Source organism: Methylobacterium sp. J-078 (genome assembly GCF_022829285.1).
Taxonomy (GTDB): Bacteria; Pseudomonadota; Alphaproteobacteria; order Rhizobiales; family Beijerinckiaceae; genus Methylobacterium.
Window position 1 is genome coordinate 1 of the sequence record NZ_JAKSYI010000137.1, and the last position, 23,355, is coordinate 23,355.

The following is a 23,355-nucleotide window of genomic DNA, read 5'->3' on the forward strand; positions in this document are numbered from 1 at the left end:
CGAACTGCTTGGCGAGGCGCACCATCGAGGCCTCCGCCTGGGCGGCGCCCGAGGCAGTCAGTAGGGTCGCCGAGACCAGGGCCGCGGCTCCGCAGAGCGGGATTAGACGCCCGAGCGCCATGTGTTCCTCCCGCGTAGGCCCGAATTCTCTGGTCCGTGGCCGAGGTCCACGATAGCCTCGTCCCGACCGCTGTCAACGGGCATATGTCATATACATGATGTGCCGATGGCGAACCGTACCAGCACCTTCCGTGGCCCCCCGGCACACCCCGAGAGGACGGGGCCGGCCGAACCCCTGGCGAGCCGCCCACTCTATCTGCAGGCGCGCGACCTGCTGCTGCGCCGGATCGTGGACGGGACCTGGAAGCCGGGCGGATACCTACCGAGCGAGCCGCAACTCGCCCTCGATCTCGGCGTCTCGATCGGGACGATCCGCAAGGCCATGGAGGACCTCGTCGGTCAGGGTCTGCTGGAGCGCCAGCACGGGCGCGGCACGCAGGTGGTGCCCCATTCGAGCGACCGCTCGCGCTTCCGCTTCCTGCGCTTCGTCCACGGCGACGGGCGGCCGTTCCGCCCCGTGGCCCACGTTCTCTCGGCCGGGACCGTTCGGGCCGACGCGCAGGACCGGGCCGCCCTCGGCCAGGGGGTGGGGGCGAAAGTGCTGGTCCTGTTGCGGACCCGGAGCGAGGATGGCGTGCCGCTGATCTATGAGCGGATCGCCCTGCCGGCGGACTCCTTCGCGGCACTGAAGCCGGAGCCGGGCGCCGAGATGCTGGAGGAGATCTACGTGCTCTACCAGGCGCGCTGCGGCCAGACCGTAGCGCGGGCGCGGGACACGATCGCCACCGATCGGGCGGGCCCGCCCGTCGCGGACGCCCTCGGCTGCCCGCCGGGGACGCCGCTGCTCCTCGTGCGCCGGGTCGCCGTCGCCCTTACCGGCGACCCCATCGAGTACCGCCAGAGCTGGACGGCGGCGCTGCACTACCGATCCGACCTCGATTGACGCCTGACCTGCCTAGGCCTGCATGCCCCAGCGCTGCAGGGTGTGGCGCTCGATGGTCTGGAAGATCAGGTTCTCGACGCAAAGGCCGATGAGGATCACGGTCAGCAGCCCCGCGAAGACGTTGGGGATGTCGAGCATGTTCTTGTTCTCGAAGATGAACCAGCCGAGGCCGCCCGAGCCGGAACTCACGCCGAAGACGAGCTCCGCCGCGATCAGCGTGCGCCAGGCGAAGGCCCAGCCGACCTTGAGGCCGGTGAGGATGCTGGGGAAGGCCGCCGGGATCAGGATCTTGGTGATGAGCCGGCTGCCGCGCAGGCCGTAGTTGCGGCCGACCATCTTGAGGGTCCGGGAGACCGAGAGGAAGCCCGAATGGGTGTTCAGGGCGATGGCCCAGGTCACCGAATGGACGAGCACGAAGATGAGGCTGCCGTTACCCAGTCCGAACCAGATCAGCGCCAGGGGCAGAAGCGCAATCGCCGGCAGGGGATTGAACATCGAGGTCATCGTCTCGAGGAAATCGGTGCCGATGCGCGAGCTGATCGCGATGCCAGTGAGCAGCGTCGCCAGCAGGATGCCGAGGCCGTAGCCGATCAGCAGGACCTTGATCGAGCCCCAGGCCCGCATCGGCAGCGTGCCGTCGGCAACGCCGCGCCCGAAAGCCGCCACGGTGGCGGAGAAGGTCGGGAACAGAAGGTCGTTGTCGAGGAAGCGCCCGTAGGCCTCCCAGATCAGGGCCAGCACGGCCAGGATCACGAGCTTGCGCAGCCAGCCGTGATTGTAGAGGCGCTCGAGGGTCGAGAGGGGCTTTTCCACGATGGCGCCGCCATAGGCGCCGCCAGTCTCGCGGACGATTTCGGGGCGGGCGGGGCGGAGCATGATGGGGGACACCAGCGCCTTCGCGGTCCTAGACATTCTCCGCCTCCTTGATCTCTTCGGAAAACAGCATCTGGTGGATGCGCTGTTCGAGCAGCAGGGTTTCCTGCGGTGAGCCGGCCGTGTTGAGCTCGGCCTTGACCTCGCCGGGATGAGGCGAGAGCAGCAGGATGCGCGAGCCGATCTTGATCGCCTCTGGGATGGAGTGGGTGACGAACAGCACCGTGAAGCGCGTCTCCTCCCACAGCGCCAGGAGTTCGTCCTGCATCCGTCGCCGCGTCAGGGCGTCCAAAGCCGCGAAGGGCTCGTCCATGAGCAGGATGTCGGGCTCCATCGCCATGCCGCGCGCGATGGCGACACGCTGTTTCATGCCGCCCGAGAGCATGTGCGGATAGCTGTCTGCGAAGGCCGAGAGGTTGACCTTGTCGATATAATGCATGGCCCGCTCGTCGGCGGCCCGGCCCGACAGGCGCCCCGAGGCTTCCAGCGCGAAAGCCACGTTCTGGCGCACGGTCTTCCACGGCAGAAGCTGGTCGAATTCCTGAAAGACCATCATCCGGTCCGGTCCCGGCTCGGTGACGACCTGGTTCTTCAGGCGAATCTGCCCCTCCGTCGGCGCCATGTAGCCGCCGACCGACTTAAGCAGGGTGGATTTCCCGCAGCCCGAGGGGCCGAGCAGGACGAATCGGTCGCTCGGGAAGACCCGGAAGCTGACCCGGTAGGTCGCCGTAACGAGGTGATGGGGAGTCTTGTACTGCAGCGTGACGCCGTCGACTTCCAGCAGCGGCTCAGTAAAGTCCGTTGGCAAGCCTGTCACCAAGCTCATAACATCCTCCCTTAAGCCACGCGTGCGGCGGCAATGTTGATTTTGCGAGCGGTCTGAAGCCGCTTTTCATACGGACACCTGACTCCGCCGGATCCGAAGCGTCGGAGCGGGCGGAAGCGTCGGTCGCGTCCCTTGGATACCAAGCACGATCCTTCCTGTAAATATAATAGCTATCTATTATAAGACAGGATTATATTCTGGATATCGTAGTGGACTTCAGTCGCGATCCCCTCTGCCGCAGCGGGCCCACGCCCCTTTCGTCGCCGAGTTCCGCCGACGTCGTGCGCTCTCAACTCACGAGTCTTCGTCGCGCGGCACATGCATGCTGGGACGACACGAACAGCATCGGCACGATCGGCTGGAACGGGCATTCGAATGCAAGCGAGCCGATACGAGGCGCCGAAGCCCTCGCGTGCGAGCCGGCCGTCGAGCGAGAGACGTCCGACGTCCCGCATCGTCCATCAGCGGCGCTGAGATGCCGTGCAGGCCGCAGCCGGAGAATGTGCCATCGGTCGCCGGCCCAGAGACTTCGCTCCCGCAGACGCGCAAGAATGGCGTCGCTGTATTCCGCGCCCGTGTCGAGACCGTGACGGTGTCTCCGGGCGGCCCCGGCAAGGATTCGCGGTCGCGCTTCGGGCGCGGCCGTCCAACTCGATCAACAAGTCGTCGGTGCCGAACGGGCGCGTCAGTGTGTGTTGGGAGGATTGATGGTGCCGCAAGAGGGATTCGAACCCCCGACCCCCTCATTACGAATGAGGTGCTCTACCAGCTGAGCTATTGCGGCACGAACCGGGCCCGGACGCCGAGTTCCGGCGGTCCCGTTCGGGGGAGGGTCATATCGGGCGGCGCGGGGAATGGCAAGCTGGATCACGCGACATGGTTAGTCGCGTGGCCGTCCAGATCGATGCATCCCGGTCACGGTGGCGACGGATCGGTCCGACAGGGTGATCGCGTTCCTTGACGGCATGGCGCCCCACCCCGAAGGCTTGCCCGGTCTCCCGAGGATCGCCATGTCGCTGCTCGCCCGCCTTCGTGCCTATGCTGCCGATGCCTTCGGGCTCGGCGGGACCGACACCGTCGCCGTCGAGGCGGACGAGCGCCTCGCGGCGATCGCGCTCCTCGTGCACGTGGCCCGCGCCGATGGCGTGCTGGCGCCCGAGGAGACGGAACGGCTCGGGCGGCTGGTGGTCGGACGCTTCACCGAGACCCGTGCCGAGGCGGAGGCCCTGATCGCGCGGGCCGCCGCGTTCGACGCGCAGACCCGCGACATGGCGCAATTGGTCGAGATGATCGGCCACGAAGTCGGGCCGGACCGCCGTGCCCGTCTCCTCGCCATGGCCTGGTCCGTGGCGGGCGCCGACGGCAGCGTCCACGAATTCGAGGAAGCCCTGGTCTGGCGCCTCGGCGGCCTGCTCGGCCTCGACGAGGCGGCCATCGCGGAGGCGCGCCGCAACGCCGCCGAGGGGCGGGTGACGCTGAACTGACCGCGTTGGCGCGATGATCCTCTGCCTCACCCTGATCCTCCTCGCGCAACTCATCGGCGAGGCCCTCGCACGGGCGATCGACCTGCCGGTGCCCGGCCCCCTCATCGGCCTTGCCCTGTTGCTCCTCTTCCTCGTGCTGCGGGACCGGGCGCCGCGCCTCGCCCCGCGCGTCCTGCCGCCGGCCCTGGTGGACGGTCGCCTGGAGGGCACCGGCAAGGGCCTGCTCGCCAACCTCTCGCTGATGTTCGTGCCGGCGGGTGCGGGCATCATCGGTCGCCTCGACGTGCTGGAAGCGCACGGCGTCGCCCTGGCGGTCATCGTGCTGGTGTCGACCCTGTCGACCCTGGCCGCCACCGCGCTCACCTTCGTGGCGGTGTCGCGCTGGCTCGCGAAAGCGAAGCCCGGGACCAAGCCCGGAGCAGCATCGTGACGGGAGACTTCGCCGTCTGGGTCTATCTCTCGCGGACGCCGCTGCTGTGGCTGACCGTGACCCTGCTGGCCTACGTGATCGCGGATCGGATCGCGCAGGCCACGGGACGCCATCCCCTCGCCAACCCGGTGCTGATCGCCATCGCGCTGACGGCCGCCGTGCTGGAGACCACGGGGACGCCCTACGCGACCTATTTCGAGGGCGCCCAGTTCGTGCATTTCCTGCTCGGGCCAGCCACCGTGGCCCTGGCGATCCCGCTCTACGAGTACCGCGCCACGGTGCTGCGTGCGCTGGTGCCGATGCTGGCCGCCCTCGTGGTCGGGTCCGTGGTGGCCCTGTCCTCGGCGCTGCTGCTCGGCCGAACCTTCGGGATTCCTCGGGACGTCATCGTATCGCTCGCCCCGAAATCCGTGACCACCGGCGTCGCCATGGGCATCGCCCAGTCCCTCGGGGGAGACCCGACGCTGGCGGCGGTGATCGTCATGCTGACGGGCATGACCGGCGGCATCCTGGTGACGCCCCTGATGAACGCGCTGCGCATTCGCGACATGCGGGCGCGGGGCTTCGCGGCGGGCCTCGCCGCGCACGGCGTCGGAACTGCACGCGCCTTCCAGGTCAACGAAGTCGCGGGTGCCTTCGCGGGAATCGCCCTCGGCTTCAACGCCTTCCTCACGGCGATCCTGGCACCGATCGCCGTGACTTTCCTGCGCTGAAGGGCCCTGAGGGGCCGGACCCGATGCCGGCCGACTACTCCGCCGCGACGGGGGAGGGCACCTCGCGGGGCACGAAGCGGCCGTCATTGGCCGGCTGCATGTCGAGGCGCCGGTCGTGCAGGCCGTGCAGGGTCGAGCGGTGGCCGATCGACACGATGGTGGTGCCGGGCAGGCGCTCGCGCAGCATCCGGTAGATCGCGGCCTCGCTCGGCTCGTCCAGGGCGGCGGTGGATTCGTCGAGGAAGAGCCAGTCAGGCTTGGCCAGCACCGCGCGGGCGACCGCGAGGCGCTGCTGCTCGCCTCCCGAGAGGCGCTGGTCCCAGGCATCGACCTCGTCGAGGCGGTCGACCAGGGCCGGCAGCTGCGCGGCCACCAGGGCGTCGCGGATCGCCTCGTCGGGGAACATGTCGGTGGTGGCGGGATAGACCACCGCGCCGCGCAGAGTGCCGAGGGGGATGTAGGGCCGCTGCGGCAGCACCAGGGCCGACTGGCCCTTGGGCAGATCGATGCGGCCCTTACCGAAGGGCCAGATGCCCGCGATCGCGCGGAAGAGCGTCGACTTGCCAGAGCCCGACGGACCGGTGAGCAGGGTCGCGCCGCCCTTGGGAATCGTGAGCGTGTCGGCGGTCACGATCTCCCGCCCGTCGGGCAGGCCGAGGCTGAGCTTGGAGGCGGTGACGTCGCCCCGCGTTTCGTTACCCTGGAACAGGCCCTCGCCGGTGCCGCCGATCGCCTCAGCCTTGGTCATCGCCCGCTTGAAGGAGGAGAGACGGTTGGTGTTGGCGCGATAAGCCGCGATGGTGACGTAGGAATTGATGAAGAACGAGAGGGAGGATTGCACGCTGCCGAAGGCGTCGCCCGTCTGCTGGAATTGCCCCAGGGTGATCTTCTTCAGGAAGTAGGAGGGCGCGGCCAGGATGTAGGGGAACACCACGCTGATCTGGCTGTAGGACAGGGTGAAGCTGCCGAGCTTGATCCGCCGGACGATGATGCCGAGGTAGTTGTCGATGATCGCGTGGAACAGGGTGCCCAGCCGCACCGTCTCGGCGCGCTCGCCGCGCAGCAGCGCGATCTGCTCGCCGTAGATGCGGGTGCGGGCGAGCGAGAAGCGGAAATCCGCCTCCACCTTCTCCTGCCGGAAGTCGAGCCCGATCAAGGGGCGACCGATGATGTGGGTCAGCCAGGTGCCGACGACGGCGTAGCCGACCACCAGCCAGACCAGGAAGCCCGGCACCACCGTGTCGGTGAAGGGCAGCACGAAGTCCCGCGACAGGCCCCAGAGGATGACCATGAAGGAGACCAGGGTCGCGGCCTGGGACAGCAGGCGGATCGAGAGTGTCGTCGTCTGCGAGATGAACAGGTTCACGTCGCTCTGGATGCGCTGATCCGGGTTGTCCGCGTGCTCGTCGGTGAAGGGCACCCGGTAGTGGGTGCCGGCGTCGAGCCAGCGGCCGTAGAAGCTGCGGGTGAGCCATGTCCGCCAGCGGATGTGCAGGGAGGCGTCCACGAAGGTGTCGAACATGCCGACCACGACCCAAACCGTGGCCAGCGGCACGAAGACCCAGACGAGCTGATACCAGAACGCGTCGGCGTTATATTCCTGGAGCGCGTTGAAGAGGTCGCGGAACCAGAAGTTCAGGCGCAATTGCAGGGCGACCTGCGCGAAGGTGATGAAGATCGACAGCGCGACGAGGCGCTGGCCGACCTTGCCCTCGGTGCTGCCGAACAACCGGAACGGCCCGATCTCCCGGGTCGGCTTGTCGTCGGTGGCGAAGTACGGGTCGGCGATGAGCGTGATCGCCCGGATCGGTTCCAGGTGGGAGACCGCCAGGACGATGCCGGCGAAGACCACCGCGCCGGTGGCGGCGAAGCTCGGCGGCAGCAGGGCGGCGAGCGTCGGCGGCAGCAGGCCCATGGCCGCCGCCTGCTTGGCCCCGGCGAGGAACAGGTAACCGATGCCGTAGACCGAAACGAAGACCTTGAGGTAGGACGAGAGCTTGCCCGAGGCGAGGAGGATGCCCGCCATGGCGAGGCCGCTCAGGGAGACGTAGAGGGGCGGCGAGGGATCGCCGGGCGCGATCAGCAGCACCAGCGCGAAGAGCGCCGTCACCACGGCCTGCAGGCCGAGGCCCGTCCTCAAAGCGGCCACGCGCGTCTCCCTCTGTCTCGTCGATCGTTCTGTCGGCGTGCCGAGGGGCACGCGTCGAACCGGCATTGCAGGCGGGTCGTGGCGAGAACGTGGCGCCCGGCTGCGGCCGATCCGCGAGCGCGCGCTACCAGTCCCAATCGCCGAATTCGGGCTCGCGGCAACGATAGCCGATCGGGCATTCCGGATTGTCGCGTGTCGGCACGAAGCGCAGATCCGCGATCTCGGTGAGATTGCACTGGCCGCGGTCGCGCACGAGGCGCTCGGCCGGGCCGCCGCCGGGGCCGAACAGGATCGACCCCTTCGCCTTCACCAGGGCCATGGCGTCGGCGCAGGTCATCCGCTGGATCGAGGTCAGGGGGCTCTGGGCACCGGCCGGCGTCGCCAGGACGGCGCAGAGGGCGAGTGCGAGGCGTCTCGTCACGATGCTCGGCGCTGCCCCTGGGTTTCGATACGCTCAAGCATGGCAGTTTCCGTGTGGCGCGGAAAGGGGTTGCCGTCCGCTCGCCGCAATCGCGCGGTCTATCCACCGGGATTGCGTCCCCCGGGGCGCTCCACCCGGCGCGACCGCAGGCTGAGGGCCCGGTCCGCCCGAACGGACGAACGTCGAGCCATGACGGGACTGTCGATCCTCAACCTTGATGCCGTGCGCGCCGCCCCCGTGTCGCGCGAGCCCTACAGCTTCTTTCTCGGCAACGACGTTCTCAAGCCCGAGGCCGTCGACGAGATCCGTCAAGATTTCCCCGCCATCGCCAAGCCCGGCTACCTCACCGTCGACGAGGTGGCGCTGAAGGGCCGCTTCAAGGCGCTGATCGACGAGCTGGAGAGCGACGAGTTCTCGCGCATCATGGGCGAGAAGTTCGGGATCGATCTCGTCTCCTGCCCGCGCCTCACCACCATCATGAAGAAGAGCCAGCCGAAATACGGCTCGATCCACACCGACGGCCCGTCCAAGGTGATGACGATGCTGATCTACATGAACGATGCCTGGGACGCGCCGGCCGCCGGGCGCCTGCGGGTGCTCTACGACGGCAAGAACTACGAGCCCTTCGCCGTCGAGGTGCCGCCCACCATGGGCACGATGTTCGCCTTCCTGAGGGCCGACAATTCCTGGCACGGCCACGAGCCGTTCGAGGGCGAGCGCCGGGTGGTGCAGGTGGCCTGGGTGAAGGACGCCAACGAACTGGAGCGCAAGAAGAAGCGCAACCGCACCGCCCAGTTCCTGAAGGGCATCTTCGGCCGGTAGGGGCGTGGCGCGCGAGGCGGCTCCCGCCGCCTCGGAGATCTGGTTTCCGGCAGGTTTCCCGGCTCGGCTTCACCATGCCTCCGCCACGATTCCGTGGCCGAAACGTCCGCCTGGAGAGCCTCGAGGGTGGTCCATGGTGAAGTCCGGCCGCCGGGCGGTTTTCGGCTCCGCGTCGATCTGGATCGTGCTGGCGACGGCGCCTTTGACCGCCGCGCCCGCGCCGCCGGGCCCCTCGGACCTGGCGCTCCTCGACGCACTCACCTGGGGCGCTTCGCCGACGAGCTTTTCCGCGCTGCGGGCACAGGGACGTGAGGCGTGGCTGTCGGCGCAGCTCCACCCAGCCGCGACGATGACGCTGCCGCACGGCGCGCAATCCCAGATCGAAGACGCGCAACCGAAGGGCCCGCTGATCGAGCGGATCGCCGCCCTGGATGCGCAGGCCAAGGCCGCGAACGCGCTCACCGACCCGGATGCGAAGAAAGCCGCGCTGGCCACCTATCAGGGCGCCCTGAACGACGCCTTGCGGCAGTCGGTGGCAGCCACGATCCTGCGGGCGCTCTACGCGCCGGATCAGGTTCGCGAGCGGATGACCTGGTTCTGGTTCAACCGCTTCAACGTCCACCAGGGCAAAGCCAATCTGCGTGCCCTCGTGGGCGACTACCTCGACACCGCCATCCGACCCCACGCCCTCGGGCGGTTCCGCGACCTTCTCGGCGCGACCCTCGAACATCCGGCGATGCTGCGCTACCTCGACAACGCCGAGAACGCCGTCGGCCGGATCAACGAGAACTACGCCCGCGAACTCATGGAACTGCACACGCTCGGCGTCGGGGGCGGGTACAGCCAGCACGACGTCGAGGAACTCGCCCGAATCCTCACGGGGGCATGCATCGACGCGCGGCCCGAGAACCCGAAGGTCAAGCCCGAGCTTCAGGACAGGATCGTCCGCCGGGGGCTCTTCCTGTTCAATCCGGCCCGGCACGACGACGGCGACAAGGTTCTGCTCGGGCACACCATCCGGGGGCGGGGCTTCGACGAGATTGGCGAGGCCTTGGACATCCTGAGCCGTCATCCCGCCACCGCCCGCAACGTCACCCGGGCGATGGCCGGCTACCTGATGGGGCGGCCGCCTTCCGACGCCCTGGTCGAGCGTCTGGCCGAGATCTACCAGCGCCGGGACGGCGACATCGCGGCGATCCTCGACGCCCTGATCCATGCACCCGAATTCGCGGATGCCGCCGGAAAGGGCTTCAAGGACCCCGTGCGTTACGTCTTCTCGGCGCTGCGCCTCGCCTATGACGACCGCGTCATCCGCAACACGGCGCCTGTGCAGGGCTGGCTGAACCGCCTCGGCGAGGGCCTGTTCAACCGCTCGACACCGGACGGCTACCCCCTCGACGCGGCGGCCTGGAACGGCCCCGGCCAACTCACGACGCGCTTCGAGATCGCCCGGCAGATCGGCTCGGGGCCGTCCGGTCTGTTTAAGCCGGCCTTGCCCGACGCGGTCGAGGAGCCCGCCTTTCCGCTCCTGCAGAACGCCCTCTACTTCGGACCGCTCGCCGCCACCCTGACGGCGCAGACGAAAATGGCCTTGAGCCGGGCGGTCTCGCCCCAGGATTGGAACACCCTGTTCCTGTCGTCTCCCGAATTCATGCAGTGAGGCATGGCGCGATGAACAGACGCGATCTCCTCCGTGCCGCCGCCACCCTCGGCGCCAGCACCGTCGCCGGCCGGGTCTGGGCCGCGCCGAAGGCGGATGCCCGGCTCCTCGTGGTGTTCCTGCGCGGGGCGTACGACGCGGCCAACGTGGTGATCCCCACCGGCAGCGACTTCTACTACCGCGCCCGCCCGACCCTCGCGGTCGCTCGGCCGGACCTGGCCAATCCGGCCGCCGCCCTCGCCCTCGACGCCGATTGGAGCCTGCATCCGGCCCTGCGCGACACCATCCTGCCGCTCTTTGCCAAGGGCGAGGCCGCCTTCGTGCCCTTCGCCGGGACGAACGACCTCACCCGCAGCCATTTCGAGACGCAGGATACCATCGAACTCGGGCAGACCGTCGGCGAATCGCGCAACTACCAGTCCGGCTTCATGGCGCGCCTCGCCGCCGAATTGACTCGCGTGCGCCCCGTCGCCTTCACGGAGCAGTCGCCCCTGGTCTTCCGCGGGCCGGAGCCCGTGCCCAACGTCGCCATCAACGGGCTGGGCAAGCCCGGAATCGACGAGCGTCAGGCCAATCTCATCCGTGCGATGTACGCGGGCGGGCTCCTGGCGGGTGCGGTGAACGAGGGGTTCCGGGTCCGCGACGAGGTCTACCGGACGATCTCGGACCATCAAGCCCAGGCCGATCGGGGCGCCGTTTCGCCGAAAGGCTTCGAGCTGGCCGCCCGCCGGATCGGGCGGCTGATGCGCGACCAGTTCAACCTCGGCTTCGTCGATGTCGGCGGCTGGGACACACACGTGAACCAGGGGGGTGCCACCGGATACCTCGCCGACCGCCTCGGCGAACTCGGGCGCGGCATCGCCGGCTTCGTGCAGGAGATCGGCACGGGCTGGAACGACACCGTCGTGGTGGTGGTCTCGGAGTTCGGCCGCACCTTCCGCGAGAACGGCAATCGCGGCACCGATCACGGGCACGGCAGCGTCTACTGGGTGCTCGGCGGCGGCGTGCGGGGCGGCCGCATCGCCGGGCCGCAGGTCCGGGCCGACGAGGCGCATCTCTTCCAGAACCGGGATTACCCGGTACTCACCGATTACCGCGCCATGCTGAGCGGCCTGCTGCGGCGCCTCTACGGACTCGACACCGCCAGTGTCGGCCGCATCTTCCCCGATGTGCCGCCGAGCGACCTCGCGCTGATCTGAGGCCGTCCACGAAAAAGGGGCCGCCTTTCGGCGACCCCCTCTCGGTTTTCGTGCTGGGTGCTGGGACTTAGAAGTCCATGCCGCCCATGCCGCCGCCCATGCCGCCGCCGCCCGGCATGCCGCCGCCGGCGCTGTCCTTCTTCGGAGCATCCGCGATCATGGCTTCGGTGGTGACGAGGAGGCCGGCGATCGAGGAGGCGTCCTGCAGGGCGGTGCGCACGACCTTGGCCGGGTCGACGATGCCGGCCTGGATCATGTCGACATACTCTTCGGTCTGGGCGTTGAAGCCGTAGGTGATCGAAGAGGTGTTGTCGGTGATCTTGCCGACGACGATCGAGCCCTCCACGCCGGAATTGGCAGCGATCTGGCGGATCGGAGCCTCGAGGGCCTTCAGCACGATCTTGATGCCGGCCTGGACGTCCGGGTTGTCGCTCGTGAGGGCGCGGACGGCCTCGCGGGCGCGGAGCAGGGCGGTGCCGCCGCCGGGGACGATGCCCTCTTCCACCGCAGCGCGGGTGGCGTTGAGCGCGTCGTCGACGCGGTCCTTCTTCTCCTTGACCTCGACCTCGGTCGCGCCGCCGACGCGGATGACCGCGACGCCGCCGGCGAGCTTGGCCAGGCGCTCCTGGAGCTTCTCACGGTCGTAGTCCGAGGTGGTCTCCTCGATCTGCGCCTTGATCTGGCCCACGCGAGCCTCGATGTCCGCCTTCTCGCCGAGACCGTCGATGATCGTGGTGGTCTCCTTCTCGATGCGGATGCGCTTGGCGCGGCCGAGCATCGGGAGGGTGACGTTCTCGAGCTTAATGCCGAGGTCTTCGGCGATCATCTGACCCTGGGTCAGGATCGCGATGTCCTCGAGCATGGCCTTGCGGCGATCGCCGAAGCCAGGCGCCTTGACGGCCGCGACCTTGAGGCCGCCGCGCAGCTTGTTCACGACGAGCGTGGCGAGCGCCTCACCTTCGATGTCCTCGGCGATGATGACGAGGGGCTTGCCGGTCTGCACCACGGCCTCGAGAACCGGCAGCATCGCCTGGAGCGACGAGAGCTTCTTCTCGTGGATGAGGATGTAGGGGTCCTCGAGCTCGGCGACCATCTTCTCCGCGTTCGTGATGAAGTACGGGGAGAGGTAACCGCGGTCGAACTGCATGCCCTCGACGACGTCGAGCTCGGTCTCGGCCGTCTTGGCCTCCTCGACGGTGATGACACCCTCGTTGCCGACCTTCTGCATGGCGTGGGCGATCATCTCGCCGATTTCCTTGTCGCCGTTGGCCGAGATGGTGCCGACCTGGGCGACTTCCTCGGACGAGGCGACCTTCTTGGCGCGGCTCGTGATGTCCTTCACGGCGGCGGTGGTGGCGAGGTCGATGCCGCGCTTCAGGTCCATCGGGTTCATGCCGGCGGCGACGTACTTGGCGCCTTCACGGACGATGGCCTGGGCCAGGACGGTGGCGGTGGTGGTGCCGTCGCCCGCGATGTCGTTGGTCTTCGAGGCCACTTCGCGCACCATCTGGGCGCCCATGTTCTCGAACTTGTCGGCGAGCTCGATCTCCTTGGCGACAGTGACGCCGTCCTTGGTGATGCGGGGGGCGCCGAAGCTCTTCTCGATGACGACGTTGCGGCCCTTGGGGCCGAGCGTCACCTTGACGGCGTCCGCCAGGATGTCGACGCCGCGCAGCATCTTCTCGCGGGCATCGGAGCCGAAGCGTACTTCTTTCGCTGCCATGTTTAATTCCTCATGCTGTGGGAAGCCCCGAGGCGCTCAAGGGGAGAGCGCGCTCAAAGGGCTTGGATGGGGGACGAAGGAAGAGGGCAGGCCGCTGTTTAAGCGACGACGCCCATGATGTCGGATTCCTTCATGATCAGGAGGTCCTGACCATCGATCTTCACCTCGGTGCCGGACCACTTGCCGAACAGGACGCGGTCACCGGCCTTGACGTCGAGCGGGTTCACGCGGCCGGCCTCGTCACGGGCGCCGGGGCCGACGGCGACGATCTCGCCCTCTTGCGGCTTCTCCTTGGCGGTATCCGGGATGATGATGCCACCCTTCGTCTTCTCTTCGCCTTCGATGCGGCGGACGACGACACGGTCGTGCAGCGGACGGAACTTCATGAGCTGCCCTCTTGCTTCAAATTCGTGGATGGCGTTGATGCGGCGCGGCAGCGCGCTCAACCCGAGCCGTTAGCACTCTCTTTGGGTGAGTGCTAACGCTGGCGCCGAATTAGGCGTAAGGGGCCGTCGAGTCAAGACTGTCGCAGGGTCTGGCGACGGTTCGACGACGGGTTCGTTCTCGTTTTTTCCAGCCCGACGGAAAGTCCTTCGCGGATGATCAAGCTCCACGGTCCGCAGGGCGCGGTCGAAACAGAGGCTTCTTCGACAGGCGCCGACGCGCCCGGGACCGCCTATCCGCCCCACGCGGTCTGGATCGATCTCGACGATCCGAGCGCCGAGGAGGCGCAACGGGTCGAGGCCGCCACCGGGATCCGCGTTCCCTCGCGAAAGGCCCTGAGCGAGGTCGAGAACTCGAGCCGGCTGCGGCGCCTGAAGCACGGCTTCTCGCTGTCCACACCGATGATCACCTTCGACAAGCTCGATTCGCAGCTCAAACCCTTGGGCTTCGTGCTGACGAAGGATCGCCTCGTCACCGTGCGCTTCCACGACCTGCGCGCCTTCGCGGAGGTGCGGAAGCGGATCGACGAGGGGGACGGACCCGGCACCACCAGCACCGAGATCTTCCTCCTGCTCATGGAGGAACTGGTCGACAGCCTCGCGGATGCCCTGGAGGAGATGGGCGCCGATCTGGACTCCCTCTCGACGCGGATCTTCGATTTCGACGTGCGCAGCACCGCAGCGGGCGACGTCCGCCCGCCCAATCAGACGCCGCGCCGCCGCGACCTGGCGCTACGCCGGATCCTGCGCGGCATCGGGCGGCGCGGCAAGGCGCTGGGCAAGATCCGCTCCAGCCTCCTCGGCCTCGAGCGGATCGTGCCCTTCGTCGCCAACGAGTGCGAGCAGATGCTGGGCGAGGAACAGGTGCCGCGTTTCGAGGCGGTGCGCCGCGACATCGCCTCCCTCGACGAGTTCGAGATCCGGCTTTCCGAGAACGTGCAGTTCCTCCTCGACGCGACGCTGGGCCTGATCAGCATCGAACAGAACAACACGTTCCGGGTGCTCACCGTGGCCTCCGTCGTCGGCATTCCCCCGACCCTGATCGCCTCGATGTACGGCATGAACTTCAAGCACATGCCCGAGCTCGAATGGGCCTACGGGTACCCCTATGGCCTCGCGCTGATCCTAATCAGCGCCATCATTCCGATCGTTTTCTTTCGGATTCGGGGCTGGTTGTGACCGGTTGACGGAATGTTTGCCCGCCCGCGCTAGACCCGCGCATCGCGGCGGCATCCCCGAGCCGGCGCCCGAGGATGATTCGTCCGCGCCATGGCCGTGATCGCTGCCTTCATCCTCAATGCCGGACTGAACTTCGTCCTCGGCCTGCTCATCGCCCAGTTGCTCGGACCGGCGGATTTCGGCCTGTTCGCCCTGGCAACGGCCGGCGCCATCGTGGCCAACACCGTTCTGTTCGAATGGCTGCGCCTCTCGGCGACCCGGTTCTACTCGGCCCGGGTCCGCCACGACGAACCCTGGATCCGGCAGGGGCTCGACCGGGCCTACGCGGTGCTGACGCTGGGCCTGCTCGGGGCGGCACTGCTCTCGGCCGCCCTCGGCATCGTCGTGGAGCCGGGGCCCGAGGGCCATCTCGCGATCGCGGCCGGCGCGGCCCTCGCGGCCATCGGCATCGGCATCTTCGATTATCATGCGGCGCTCGCCCGCGCCCGCTTCGACGGCGGCCTCTACTTCCGGCTGGTCGCCGTCAAGAACGTCCTCTCCTTCGCCATGATGGCGGGTGCGGCCTGGTTCTTCCCGCAGCCGGTCTGGGTGCTCGCCGCCGCCGGGATCAGCCAGGCCCTCGCGATCGCGTTCCTGCACCGACCGCTGCGCGACCCCGTCGCGCCCCGCCAGCGGGTGCGCCTGCGCGAGACCTGGCGACTGTTCGTGGCCTATGGCCTGCCGCTGATCGCTGCGAACGCGATCTACCAACTCCTGCCCTTCATCAATCGGGGCAGCATCGCGGCGCATGGCGGGCTCGCCGAGGCCGGGTACTTCGCGCTGGCCGCCGACGTCACCACCCGCAGCATCGGCACCCTCGGCACCGCCCTCGATCTGCTGCTGTTCCAACTCGCCGTCCGGGTAGAGGAGCACGAGGGCCGGGAGGCCGCCGAGCGTCAGGTCGCCCGGAACACCGGCGTGGTGGTGGCCCTGCTGCTGCCCTGCGCAGTCGGGTTCTGGGTCGTCCTGCCGGCGCTCCAGGCCCTGGTGGTGCCGGAGGCCTTCCGGGGTCCCTTCGCGGCCTATGCGGGCCTGATGATCCCCGGCTTCTTCTGCCTCGCGATGATGAACTTCGCACTGAACCCGATCTTCCAGATCCGGCGGCGCACCCGGCCGGTCATCGCCGCCGCCCTGGTCGGGCTCCTCGTCAACGCCGCCGGGCTCTGGGTCCTGCCGCAGCATCTCGGTTCCGAGGGCGTCGCGATCGCGCAGACGCTGGGCCTCGCTGCCGCGACGCTGCTCCTCGCCCTGCGCGCGCTCACGGGCCGGGACCGGCTGGCCCTGCCGTGGTGGGACATCCTGGCGGCCGGAATCGCATCCCTGGCGATGGCGCTCTGCCTCCAACCCCTGCGCCACATCGAGCCGGCCCGGTGCCTCGCCTTAAGCATCCCCCTCGGCATGCTCATCTACGCCGCCCTGGTCTGGATCTTCGACATCGCCGGCCTGCGCGCCCATGCCGAGGCGCGCTTCGGGCGCGGCGTCTCCGGGGCGGCGAAGCCGGCGGGCGCCGATTAGGCCTGCATCGGCAGATGTCATCGCCCTGATCCTGTTCTAAGGTGTCGCCCTCAGGGACAGGGTCGCGGATGCCGCAGAGCATCCCGGATCGGGCAGGAAACCATGCATTCGTACGAGCCTCACGACGAGGGTGCGGCGGCCGAGATCGTCCGCGCGGCGGCCGCCACATCCGAGCGGCTTCGCCTTGTCGGCGGCGGGACCAAGAGCGGGATCGGCCGGCCGGCCCAGGACGAAGCCACGCTCTCCGGCGCGAATCTCACCGGCATCACCCTCTACGAGCCCGCCGAGATGGTCGTCGCCGCCCGGGCCGGGACGCCGCTCGCCGAGGTCCAGGCGCTGCTGGCCGCGCGCGGACAGATGCTGCCCTTCGAGCCCATGGACCACCGCCCCCTGATGGGCACCACCGGCGAGCCGACCTTCGGCGCAGTGGCGGCCGCCAACAATTCCGGGCCGCGCCGCATCAACGCGGGCGCCGCGCGCGACAGCCTGATCGGCGTGCGCTTCGTCAACGGACGCGGCGAGGCGATCAAGTCGGGAGGCCGCGTGATGAAGAACGTCACCGGCCTCGACCTCGTGAAGCTGATGGCGGGCTCCTGGGGCACCCTCGGCCTCCTCACCGAGGTGACGTTCAAGGTGCTGCCCGTCCAGGAGCGGATCGCGACCCTAGGGTTCTCGGACTTGAACGATGCCCGCGCCATCGCGGCCCTGAGCGCGGCCCTGGGCTCGCCCTTCGAACTCACCGGCGCCGCTCACCTGCCCGCCGGGATCGAGGGGGCCGGCCCGCGTACGCTGATGCGGATCGAAGGCTTTTCGGAGTCGATCGACTACCGCCTCGGGGAGCTGCGCCGCCTGCTCAAGCGCTTCGGCGAGCCCGAGATCGTCGAGGGCGAGGCCGGGACCGTGCTCTGGGCGCGCATCCGCGACGCGATCGCCTTCGCCGAGCCCCGGGATCCCGCGATCTGGCGCATCTCCACCGCGCCGACCCGAGGCCCCGCCGTGACCGCCGCGATCGGCGCCCGGCGCGACGCCCGCTGGTTCTATGACTGGGGCGGCGGCCTGATCTGGCTCGCGACGGATGCGTCCGGCGATGCCGGCGCGGAGATCATCCGGACGGCCGTGCGGGCGGAGGGCGGTCACGCCACGCTGGTGCGCGCGCCCGACGCCGTCCGCGCCGCCGTGCCGGTGTTCGAACCGCTCTCCGAACCGCTGATGCGGATCACCACCGGCATCAAGGCGGCGCATGATCCGAAGGGTCTGTTCAACCCCGGCCGGATGTATGCCGGCATCTGAGACCAAACCCGGCCGGGCGCTGCGGGACAAGGCCGCGCCGGCGGCGCTGTTCGGAGCGATTCCAAGGCTCGGCAACGGATGCAAGACACTCTAGACTGAGGGTTCAAGAACGACGATGCCGCCACGGGCCCGCCGCGAGCCGGGCCCGATAGACGGCGCGAGGGTGGACCCGAGGACACGCCGTGCAGACCAATTTCAGCCTGACGCAGCTCGCCGATCCGGCCATGGCGGCGTCCGAGAAGATTCTGCGGACCTGTGTCCATTGCGGCTTCTGCACCGCGACCTGCCCGACCTACCTGCTCCTCGGCGATGAGCTCGATTCACCGCGCGGACGCATCTACCTGATCAAGGACATGCTGGAGGGCGGAAAGCCAGCGGTGCCGGAGGTGGTCAAGCATGTCGACCGCTGCCTCTCGTGCCTGTCCTGCATGACGACCTGTCCGTCGGGGGTGCATTACATGCACCTCGTCGACCATGCCCGGGCGCATATCGAGGAAACCTATCGGCGTCCCTTGAGCGACCGGCTGCTCCGCAGCGTGCTGGCCTTCGTGCTGCCCTACCCGAACCGCTTCCGCCTGGCCCTCCTGGGGGCGAAGCTCGGCGCTCCGTTTCGGCCCCTGGTGGCGCGCCTGCCGCGGGTCGGCAACCGCCTCGCGGCCATGCTCGACCTCGCCCCGGCCCAGCTCCCGAACCGCAACCCGACCGACCGGCCCGGCACCTTCCCGCCCGAGACGCGGGCCCTCGAGGCAAGCGCGGCCTTGCATGGCGAAACCGCGCCCGCCCGGACCGGCCGGGTCGCGCTCCTGCGGGGCTGCGCCCAGAGCGTCCTGCGCCCGGACTTCAACGAGGCGGCGATCCGTCTCCTCACCCGGCACGGGGTCGAGGTGGTCCACGCGAAGGGGGAGGGTTGCTGCGGCGCGCTCACCCATCACATGGGCAAGGCGGACGCGTCGCACGCCCAGGCGCAGCGGACCATCGACGCCTGGATCGCCGAGATGGACGGCGCCGGCCTCGACGCGATTCTCGTGACCGCCTCGGGCTGCGGCACGACGATCAAGGATTATGGCTTCATGTTCCGCGAAGACCCGGTCTATGCGGAGAAGGCGAAGCGCGTCTCGGCCATCGCCAAGGACGTCACCGAGTACGTGGCCACCATCGGCCTGATGCCGCCGATTGTCGAGACCGACCTCGTGGTCGCCTACCACTCCGCGTGCTCGATGCAGCACGGCCAGGGCATCCGCACCGAACCGAAGAACCTCCTGAAGACGGCGGGCTTCACCGTGAAGGACGTGCCCGAGGGGCACATCTGCTGCGGCTCGGCCGGCACCTACAACATCCTCCAGCCCGAGATCGCCAACCGCCTGCGCGACCGCAAGGTGGCCAACATCGAGCGGATGCGCCCCGACGTCATCGCCACCGGCAATATCGGCTGCGCCACCCAGATCGGGAAGGGGACGGTGATCCCGATCGTACACACCGCGGAATTGCTCGACTGGGCGACCGGCGGCCCGAAGCCAGTGGCCCTGGAGGGGCTGCCCGAGCGGACGCTGCTGGCGGCGGAATAGGCGGCGCCTCAGCGCTGCAGCGGGTCCGCCATCGGAATCCAGCGGTATCCGGCGCCGTCGCGGACGACGTGGCCGAGGGACGGGAAGGCGGTGTGATACCCGGCGACGAGGACGCGGTCGGTGGCGGCCATGTCGTAGATCGTCCGGCGGGTCGCGGCGCCGGCCGCCTTGTCCATGTCGAACAGAGCGTGCCAGTCGGGCCGCGCCAGGGAGGCGACCTCGTGATGGGCGCAGTCACCCCAGACCAGCATGCGCTGCCCTTCGCTCTCCACGTGGAAGGCGAGGTGTCCCGGCGTGTGGCCGAAGGCCGCCACCGCATCGATGCCCGGGACCAGAGCCTGGCCGGGCGCGACGAAGCGGATGCGCTCGGCGAGGGGAAGCAGGTGGCTGCGGAAGATCCGGGCCGACTTGTACTCGTTGCCGTCCGGCGAGCCCGCGAGGCGATCGTCGTTCTTCCAGAAGGCGAATTCCCGTTCCCCCAGCACGTACCCGGCCCTGGGGAAGAGCGGCCGCCCGTCCTCCAGGAGCCCACCGATATGGTCGGTGTGGCAATGCGTGATCACCACGAGGTCGATCGCGTCCGGTGACAGGCCGGCCTGACGGACGAGCCGCGCCAGTTGGCCGCCAGCCGGGCGCGGGACGAAGCCGACTTCGCCGTTGCCGGTGTCGAACAGGACGGTCTCGTGGCCGGTCCGGACGAGGATCGGGGTGAAGCCAGGCGTGAAACGGTCCGGCGGAAGACCGTTCTCCCGCATCAGGGCCTCGACCTCCGCCTTCGGGCGGTCCTCGCCCACGATCGGCCAGGGGCCGTCAATGGCGACGTCGGCGTCGCGCAGCGTGGTGACGGTGAAGGCGCCGAGTCGGACCTGGTGCAGACCGGCGGGCAGGGCCGGTGTGGGCAGGGCCGCAAGCGCCGCTCTCGGCATGGCGAAACCGGCGGCCAGGGTCGCGGCGAGATGACGGCGGGTGAGTTCGGTCATCGCTGGATGTTTCCCGAGGAGCCCGGTTCCGTCAGGATGGTCGCGGGACCGGTTACCAGCGGTCTATCGCGGCGGGAGGACGCCCGACTTGAACGAACGTGCTGCGCCGGCCGACCGGTCGCCCGGCCCGATCTGGCATGTGGAAGGGGCGCACACGCTCTTTGCCGGGCCGCTCGCCTACAACGCGAGCCACCAGCACGGCGCCCCGGTCTACCTCGCGGGGCTCTACGGGGCCTTCCGCATCCGCTTCCAGCCGGGGGACTGGATCACCTGCCGCACCGCCTTCATCCCGGCCGGAATGCCGCACGAACTCGATTGCGGCGGCGATCCCCTCGGCGTCCTCTATCGCGAGCCCGATGCCGGAGCACGCGCCCTCGCCGGACTGATGGGCCCCGCCGATCTCATCGGACCCGCCCTCGTGGGCAGGAGCGGAGAGGTGAGTGCGTTGCGGGCACTGTTCGAGCGGCGCGACGCCTGCGACTGGGTAGGCGAGGCCATCGCCGACCTCTCCGCTTTCGCAGGCCGGCGGACCGATCCACCGGTCGATCCCCGGATCGCGCGAATCCTCGTCCAACTGCGCGCCCGGCCGGAGGCTTCGATGAGCGCGGGACGGCTTGCCGACGCGGCGTCCCTGTCCTCCTCGCGGATGCAGCATCTGTTCAGCGCGACCATGGGCGTCCCGTTCCGGCGCTATCGCGGCTGGCTGCGCATGCGCCGCGCCATCGAGGCCGTCGTGCAGGGCGCCAACTTTACCCGGGCCGCGCACGAGGCGGCGTTCGCAGATCAAGCGCACTTCGCCAACGCCTTCCGGCGAACCTTCGGCGCGCCGGCCTCCTACAGCCTGCTGGACATCCGCCGCCCGACCTCCGCGCGGCTGTCAGGCTCCAGCGCGCACGTTCGCCAGCACGAACACCCGGATGGCGGATGAGAGGTTCTGGCCCTCCCGTTCCGCATCGATGCCGCCGATCAGCGCCTGGACGGACTGGCCGCGCGCCGCCGCGATCTCCCGCAGAGCCTCCCAGAACGGGTCCTCCAGGGACACGCTGGTCCGGTGCCCGGCGATCATCACGGAGCGCTTGGTGACGCCGGTGGTCATTTCGACAGCCTCTCCTCCCTCTGCGGGCAGGGTGATCGCAGATGGCACCCCGCCGTCATTCCGGGGCGCCGCAGGCGAGCCCGGAAACCAGAGCCGCTGACGGCGTCACCTTCGGCACCACCGGCGGGTCTGGATCCCGGGTTCCGCTGCGCGGCCCCGGGATGACGTAGTGCTGCGCGCGGGCTTCTCGTCGACGCGACGCTTGGGTGATCCCTTCGGGGAGCGGGCAAGCCTAATCTCGAAACGGCGTCGGGCTACCGGGCCACGCGCGAAGTGCCGTCCCCTATCACCCCTCCGAATCCGGCCCCACCAGCTTGTGGCCCTCGTGGCGCGAAACCTCGATCGCCTTCTTGGCCTCGGCCAGGGTCTTGGCCTTCTTCGGGCGGCCGAAGGCGATGCGGTTGTCCGCGGCCTGTCGCTCCTTCTCCACCCGCGCCCGGTCCTTGCGGGCCTGGCGCAGGTTAATGATCTCCGCCATGCCGGTCGCCTCCATCACTCGGCGCTGGGCGCCAGCATCGTCTCGGGACGCACCACGCGCTCGAACTCCTCGGCCGTGACGTAGCCGAGGCGCAGGGCCTCCTCCTTGAGAGTAGTGCCGTTCTTGTGCGCGGTCTTGGCGATCTCGGCGGCCTTGTCGTAGCCGATCGAGGGGGCGAGGGCGGTCACCAGCATGAGCGAGCGGCTCATCAGGTCGGCGATCTTGTCCTCGTTGGCCTTGATGCCGACGACGCAGTTGTCGGTGAAGCTCACGGCCGAATCTGCGATCAGGCGGATCGACTGCAGCACCGCGTTGGCGATGACGGGCTTGAACACGTTCAGCTCGAAATTGCCCTGGCTGCCGGCGAGGCTCACGGTGGTGCCGTTGCCGATCACCTGGGCGCAGACCATCGTGAGGGCCTCGCACTGGGTCGGGTTGACCTTACCGGGCATGATCGAAGAGCCGGGCTCGTTCTCCGGCAGGGAGAGCTCGCCGAGGCCCGAGCGCGGGCCCGAGCCGAGGAAGCGGATGTCCTGGGCGATCTTGAACAGGCCCGAGGCGAGGGCAGTCAGCGCGCCTTGCGTGAACACCAGGGCGTCGTGGGTCGCCAGCGCCTCGAACTTGTTGGCGGCCGAGGTGAAGGGCAGGCCCGTCAGCTCCGCGACCTTGGCGGCGAATTTCTCGGCAAACTCTGGATGGGCGTTGAGGCCGGTGCCGACCGCCGTGCCGCCCTGGGCGAGCGCCAGCACGCCCGGCAGCGTCGCCTTCACGCGCTCGGTGCCGAGCGCCACCTGCGCCACGTAGCCGGAGAATTCCTGGCCGAGCGAGACCGGGGTCGCGTCCTGCAGGTGGGTACGACCGATCTTGACGATGGAGGCGAAGGACTCGGACTTGGCCTGAAGCGCGTCGTGCAGGTGCTTCAGGGCCGGCAGCAGCCGATCGTTGATCTCGCGCGAGACCGCGATGTGCATCGCGGTCGGGAACACGTCGTTGGAGGACTGGCCGCGGTTGACGTGGTCGTTGGGGTGGACCGGCGACTTGCCGCCGCGCTTGCCCCCCAGCAGTTCGTTGGCCAGACTCGCGATCACCTCGTTGGCATTCATGTTCGACTGGGTGCCGGAGCCGGTCTGCCAGACCACCAGGGGGAATTCCTGGTCGTGCTCGCCGGAGACCACCTCGGCGGCGGAAGCCGCGACGGCCTGGGCCACCTTCGGGTCGAGGGCGCCGAGGTCCTGGTTCACCAGGGCGGCGGCCTGCTTGACCATGCCGAGGGCGTGGACGAGGGGCGCCGGCATCCGCTCCGTGCCGATCTTGAAGTTCTGGATCGAGCGCTGCGTCTGCGCGCCCCAGTAGCGATGCGCCGGAACCTCGATCGGGCCGAAGGTGTCGGACTCGGTGCGGGTGGCGGGCGTCTCGGTGGGCGACATCGTGGCCTCTTCGTCTGGCTAAAGCGGACCCTACTTAAAC

General features: G+C 68.9%; 22 protein-coding genes and 1 tRNA gene. 12 read left to right on the forward strand and 11 right to left on the reverse strand.

Annotation, left to right across the window (positions count from 1 at the left end):
* The first annotated feature begins 226 nt into the window (after positions 1-226).
* On the forward strand, positions 227-1,003 hold the full coding sequence (locus tag MKK58_RS24100) for a GntR family transcriptional regulator (RefSeq protein WP_243915505.1): 777 nt from the start codon (positions 227-229) through the stop codon (positions 1,001-1,003).
* Between the two features lie 12 nt (positions 1,004-1,015).
* Here MKK58_RS24100 and MKK58_RS24105 read toward each other — a convergent pair whose 3' ends face one another.
* The 3 genes from MKK58_RS24105 to MKK58_RS24115 all read right to left on the reverse strand — a co-directional run bounded on the left by MKK58_RS24105 (position 1,016) and on the right by MKK58_RS24115 (position 3,486).
* Complete coding sequence (locus tag MKK58_RS24105; RefSeq protein WP_243915541.1) at positions 1,016-1,879, reverse strand: ABC transporter permease; 864 nt, start codon at positions 1,877-1,879, stop codon at positions 1,016-1,018.
* A gap of 28 nt (positions 1,880-1,907) precedes the next feature.
* Positions 1,908-2,702, reverse strand: a complete 795-nt coding sequence (locus tag MKK58_RS24110) for an ABC transporter ATP-binding protein (RefSeq protein ID WP_243915506.1) — start codon at positions 2,700-2,702, stop codon at positions 1,908-1,910.
* A gap of 708 nt (positions 2,703-3,410) precedes the next feature.
* A tRNA-Thr gene (locus MKK58_RS24115) sits at positions 3,411-3,486 on the reverse strand.
* A 226-nt stretch (positions 3,487-3,712) separates the two neighbouring features.
* Between MKK58_RS24115 and MKK58_RS24120 the strand changes: the two genes are divergently transcribed.
* The 3 genes from MKK58_RS24120 to MKK58_RS24130 are packed head-to-tail and all read left to right on the forward strand — an operon-like array spanning position 3,713 to position 5,329.
* Positions 3,713-4,186: a TerB family tellurite resistance protein gene (locus MKK58_RS24120; protein ID WP_243915507.1), complete on the forward strand. Its 474-nt coding sequence runs from the start codon at positions 3,713-3,715 to the stop codon at positions 4,184-4,186.
* Between the two features lie 13 nt (positions 4,187-4,199).
* Positions 4,200-4,616: a CidA/LrgA family protein gene (locus MKK58_RS24125; protein WP_243915508.1), complete on the forward strand. Its 417-nt coding sequence runs from the start codon at positions 4,200-4,202 to the stop codon at positions 4,614-4,616.
* A complete protein-coding gene (locus MKK58_RS24130) occupies positions 4,613-5,329 on the forward strand; it encodes an LrgB family protein (RefSeq protein ID WP_243915509.1) in 717 nt (238 codons plus the stop codon). Before MKK58_RS24125 ends, MKK58_RS24130 begins: the two co-directional genes overlap by 4 nt.
* Before the next feature lie 34 nt (positions 5,330-5,363).
* Here MKK58_RS24130 and MKK58_RS24135 read toward each other — a convergent pair whose 3' ends face one another.
* Together MKK58_RS24135 and MKK58_RS24140 are read right to left on the reverse strand one after the other, a co-directional pair.
* Positions 5,364-7,478 (reverse strand): ABC transporter ATP-binding protein/permease, encoded by a 2,115-nt coding sequence (locus MKK58_RS24135; RefSeq protein ID WP_243915510.1) that lies wholly within the window; start codon positions 7,476-7,478, stop codon positions 5,364-5,366.
* A 124-nt stretch (positions 7,479-7,602) separates the two neighbouring features.
* Complete coding sequence (locus MKK58_RS24140) at positions 7,603-7,899, reverse strand: hypothetical protein (RefSeq protein ID WP_409565311.1); 297 nt, start codon at positions 7,897-7,899, stop codon at positions 7,603-7,605.
* A 189-nt stretch (positions 7,900-8,088) separates the two neighbouring features.
* Here MKK58_RS24140 and MKK58_RS24145 point away from each other — a divergent pair, with 189 nt between their 5' ends.
* From MKK58_RS24145 to MKK58_RS24155, 3 genes are all read left to right on the forward strand, one after another.
* A complete protein-coding gene (locus tag MKK58_RS24145; RefSeq protein WP_238276960.1) occupies positions 8,089-8,721 on the forward strand; it encodes a 2OG-Fe(II) oxygenase in 633 nt (210 codons plus the stop codon).
* Between the two features lie 133 nt (positions 8,722-8,854).
* Complete coding sequence (locus tag MKK58_RS24150) at positions 8,855-10,381, forward strand: DUF1800 domain-containing protein (protein ID WP_243915511.1); 1,527 nt, start codon at positions 8,855-8,857, stop codon at positions 10,379-10,381.
* An 11-nt stretch (positions 10,382-10,392) separates the two neighbouring features.
* Positions 10,393-11,580 (forward strand): DUF1501 domain-containing protein, encoded by a 1,188-nt coding sequence (locus tag MKK58_RS24155; RefSeq protein ID WP_243915512.1) that lies wholly within the window; start codon positions 10,393-10,395, stop codon positions 11,578-11,580.
* Between the two features lie 67 nt (positions 11,581-11,647).
* On the opposite strand, the gene groL is transcribed toward MKK58_RS24155, so the two are convergent.
* Both groL and groES read right to left on the reverse strand, forming a co-directional pair.
* Positions 11,648-13,303, reverse strand: a complete 1,656-nt coding sequence (groL, locus tag MKK58_RS24160) for a chaperonin GroEL (protein WP_238276965.1) — start codon at positions 13,301-13,303, stop codon at positions 11,648-11,650.
* A gap of 98 nt (positions 13,304-13,401) precedes the next feature.
* Positions 13,402-13,689, reverse strand: a complete 288-nt coding sequence (groES, locus tag MKK58_RS24165; RefSeq protein WP_018042554.1) for a co-chaperone GroES — start codon at positions 13,687-13,689, stop codon at positions 13,402-13,404.
* A gap of 213 nt (positions 13,690-13,902) precedes the next feature.
* On the opposite strand from groES, the gene MKK58_RS24170 reads away from it, so the two are divergent.
* The 4 genes from MKK58_RS24170 (at position 13,903) to MKK58_RS24185 (ending at position 19,334) form a co-directional block, all read left to right on the forward strand.
* Positions 13,903-14,925: a magnesium transporter CorA family protein gene (locus tag MKK58_RS24170; RefSeq protein ID WP_243915513.1), complete on the forward strand. Its 1,023-nt coding sequence runs from the start codon at positions 13,903-13,905 to the stop codon at positions 14,923-14,925.
* A 90-nt stretch (positions 14,926-15,015) separates the two neighbouring features.
* Positions 15,016-16,479 carry a polysaccharide biosynthesis C-terminal domain-containing protein gene (locus MKK58_RS24175; RefSeq protein WP_243915514.1) on the forward strand — a complete coding sequence of 488 codons (1,464 nt, stop codon included), beginning with the start codon at positions 15,016-15,018 and terminating at the stop codon, positions 16,477-16,479.
* A gap of 102 nt (positions 16,480-16,581) precedes the next feature.
* Positions 16,582-17,769, forward strand: coding sequence for a glycolate oxidase subunit GlcE (gene glcE, locus MKK58_RS24180; protein ID WP_243915515.1), 1,188 nt, complete (start codon positions 16,582-16,584; stop codon positions 17,767-17,769).
* Positions 17,770-17,951: 182 nt separating this feature from the next.
* The gene (locus MKK58_RS24185; RefSeq protein ID WP_243915516.1) at positions 17,952-19,334 is read left to right on the forward strand and encodes a heterodisulfide reductase-related iron-sulfur binding cluster; all 1,383 of its coding nucleotides are present in this window, start codon (positions 17,952-17,954) and stop codon (positions 19,332-19,334) included.
* A gap of 8 nt (positions 19,335-19,342) precedes the next feature.
* On the opposite strand, the gene MKK58_RS24190 is transcribed toward MKK58_RS24185, so the two are convergent.
* Entirely contained in the window at positions 19,343-20,314 is a 972-nt protein-coding gene (locus MKK58_RS24190) for an MBL fold metallo-hydrolase (RefSeq protein ID WP_409565312.1), read from the reverse strand.
* Between the two features lie 88 nt (positions 20,315-20,402).
* Between MKK58_RS24190 and MKK58_RS24195 the strand changes: the two genes are divergently transcribed.
* Positions 20,403-21,242: a helix-turn-helix domain-containing protein gene (locus MKK58_RS24195; RefSeq protein ID WP_243915517.1), complete on the forward strand. Its 840-nt coding sequence runs from the start codon at positions 20,403-20,405 to the stop codon at positions 21,240-21,242.
* On the opposite strand, the gene MKK58_RS24200 is transcribed toward MKK58_RS24195, so the two are convergent.
* The 3 genes from MKK58_RS24200 to fumC all read right to left on the reverse strand — a co-directional run bounded on the left by MKK58_RS24200 (position 21,192) and on the right by fumC (position 23,315).
* Positions 21,192-21,410, reverse strand: coding sequence for a ribbon-helix-helix domain-containing protein (locus MKK58_RS24200; RefSeq protein ID WP_243915518.1), 219 nt, complete (start codon positions 21,408-21,410; stop codon positions 21,192-21,194). The genes MKK58_RS24195 and MKK58_RS24200 overlap by 51 nt on opposite strands.
* Positions 21,411-21,696: 286 nt before the next feature.
* A complete protein-coding gene (locus MKK58_RS24205) occupies positions 21,697-21,888 on the reverse strand; it encodes a DUF4169 family protein (protein ID WP_243915519.1) in 192 nt (63 codons plus the stop codon).
* A 14-nt stretch (positions 21,889-21,902) separates the two neighbouring features.
* Positions 21,903-23,315, reverse strand: coding sequence for a class II fumarate hydratase (gene fumC / locus MKK58_RS24210; protein ID WP_243915520.1), 1,413 nt, complete (start codon positions 23,313-23,315; stop codon positions 21,903-21,905).
* Positions 23,316-23,355: the final 40 nt, after the last annotated feature.

Excerpts from the sequence above, each read along its gene's own strand:
- MKK58_RS24125 (WP_243915508.1), top strand. The coding sequence starts at position 4,200 with ATGATCCTCTGCCTCACCCTGATCCTCCTCGCGCAACTCATCGGCGAG.
- MKK58_RS24175 (WP_243915514.1), top strand. The coding sequence starts at position 15,016 with ATGGCCGTGATCGCTGCCTTCATCCTCAATGCCGGACTGAACTTCGTC.
- MKK58_RS24170 (WP_243915513.1), top strand. The coding sequence starts at position 13,903 with ATGATCAAGCTCCACGGTCCGCAGGGCGCGGTCGAAACAGAGGCTTCT.
- MKK58_RS24110 (WP_243915506.1), bottom strand. The coding sequence starts at position 2,702 with ATGAGCTTGGTGACAGGCTTGCCAACGGACTTTACTGAGCCGCTGCTG.
- MKK58_RS24145 (WP_238276960.1), top strand. The coding sequence starts at position 8,089 with ATGACGGGACTGTCGATCCTCAACCTTGATGCCGTGCGCGCCGCCCCC.
- MKK58_RS24155 (WP_243915512.1), top strand. The coding sequence starts at position 10,393 with ATGAACAGACGCGATCTCCTCCGTGCCGCCGCCACCCTCGGCGCCAGC.
- glcE (WP_243915515.1), top strand. The coding sequence starts at position 16,582 with ATGCATTCGTACGAGCCTCACGACGAGGGTGCGGCGGCCGAGATCGTC.
- MKK58_RS24190 (WP_409565312.1), bottom strand. The coding sequence starts at position 20,314 with ATGACCGAACTCACCCGCCGTCATCTCGCCGCGACCCTGGCCGCCGGT.
- MKK58_RS24150 (WP_243915511.1), top strand. The coding sequence starts at position 8,855 with ATGGTGAAGTCCGGCCGCCGGGCGGTTTTCGGCTCCGCGTCGATCTGG.
- MKK58_RS24120 (WP_243915507.1), top strand. The coding sequence starts at position 3,713 with ATGTCGCTGCTCGCCCGCCTTCGTGCCTATGCTGCCGATGCCTTCGGG.
- MKK58_RS24205 (WP_243915519.1), bottom strand. The coding sequence starts at position 21,888 with ATGGCGGAGATCATTAACCTGCGCCAGGCCCGCAAGGACCGGGCGCGG.
- groES (WP_018042554.1), bottom strand. The coding sequence starts at position 13,689 with ATGAAGTTCCGTCCGCTGCACGACCGTGTCGTCGTCCGCCGCATCGAA.
- groL (WP_238276965.1), bottom strand. The coding sequence starts at position 13,303 with ATGGCAGCGAAAGAAGTACGCTTCGGCTCCGATGCCCGCGAGAAGATG.
- MKK58_RS24100 (WP_243915505.1), top strand. The coding sequence starts at position 227 with ATGGCGAACCGTACCAGCACCTTCCGTGGCCCCCCGGCACACCCCGAG.
- MKK58_RS24200 (WP_243915518.1), bottom strand. The coding sequence starts at position 21,410 with ATGACCACCGGCGTCACCAAGCGCTCCGTGATGATCGCCGGGCACCGG.
- MKK58_RS24105 (WP_243915541.1), bottom strand. The coding sequence starts at position 1,879 with ATGCTCCGCCCCGCCCGCCCCGAAATCGTCCGCGAGACTGGCGGCGCC.
- fumC (WP_243915520.1), bottom strand. The coding sequence starts at position 23,315 with ATGTCGCCCACCGAGACGCCCGCCACCCGCACCGAGTCCGACACCTTC.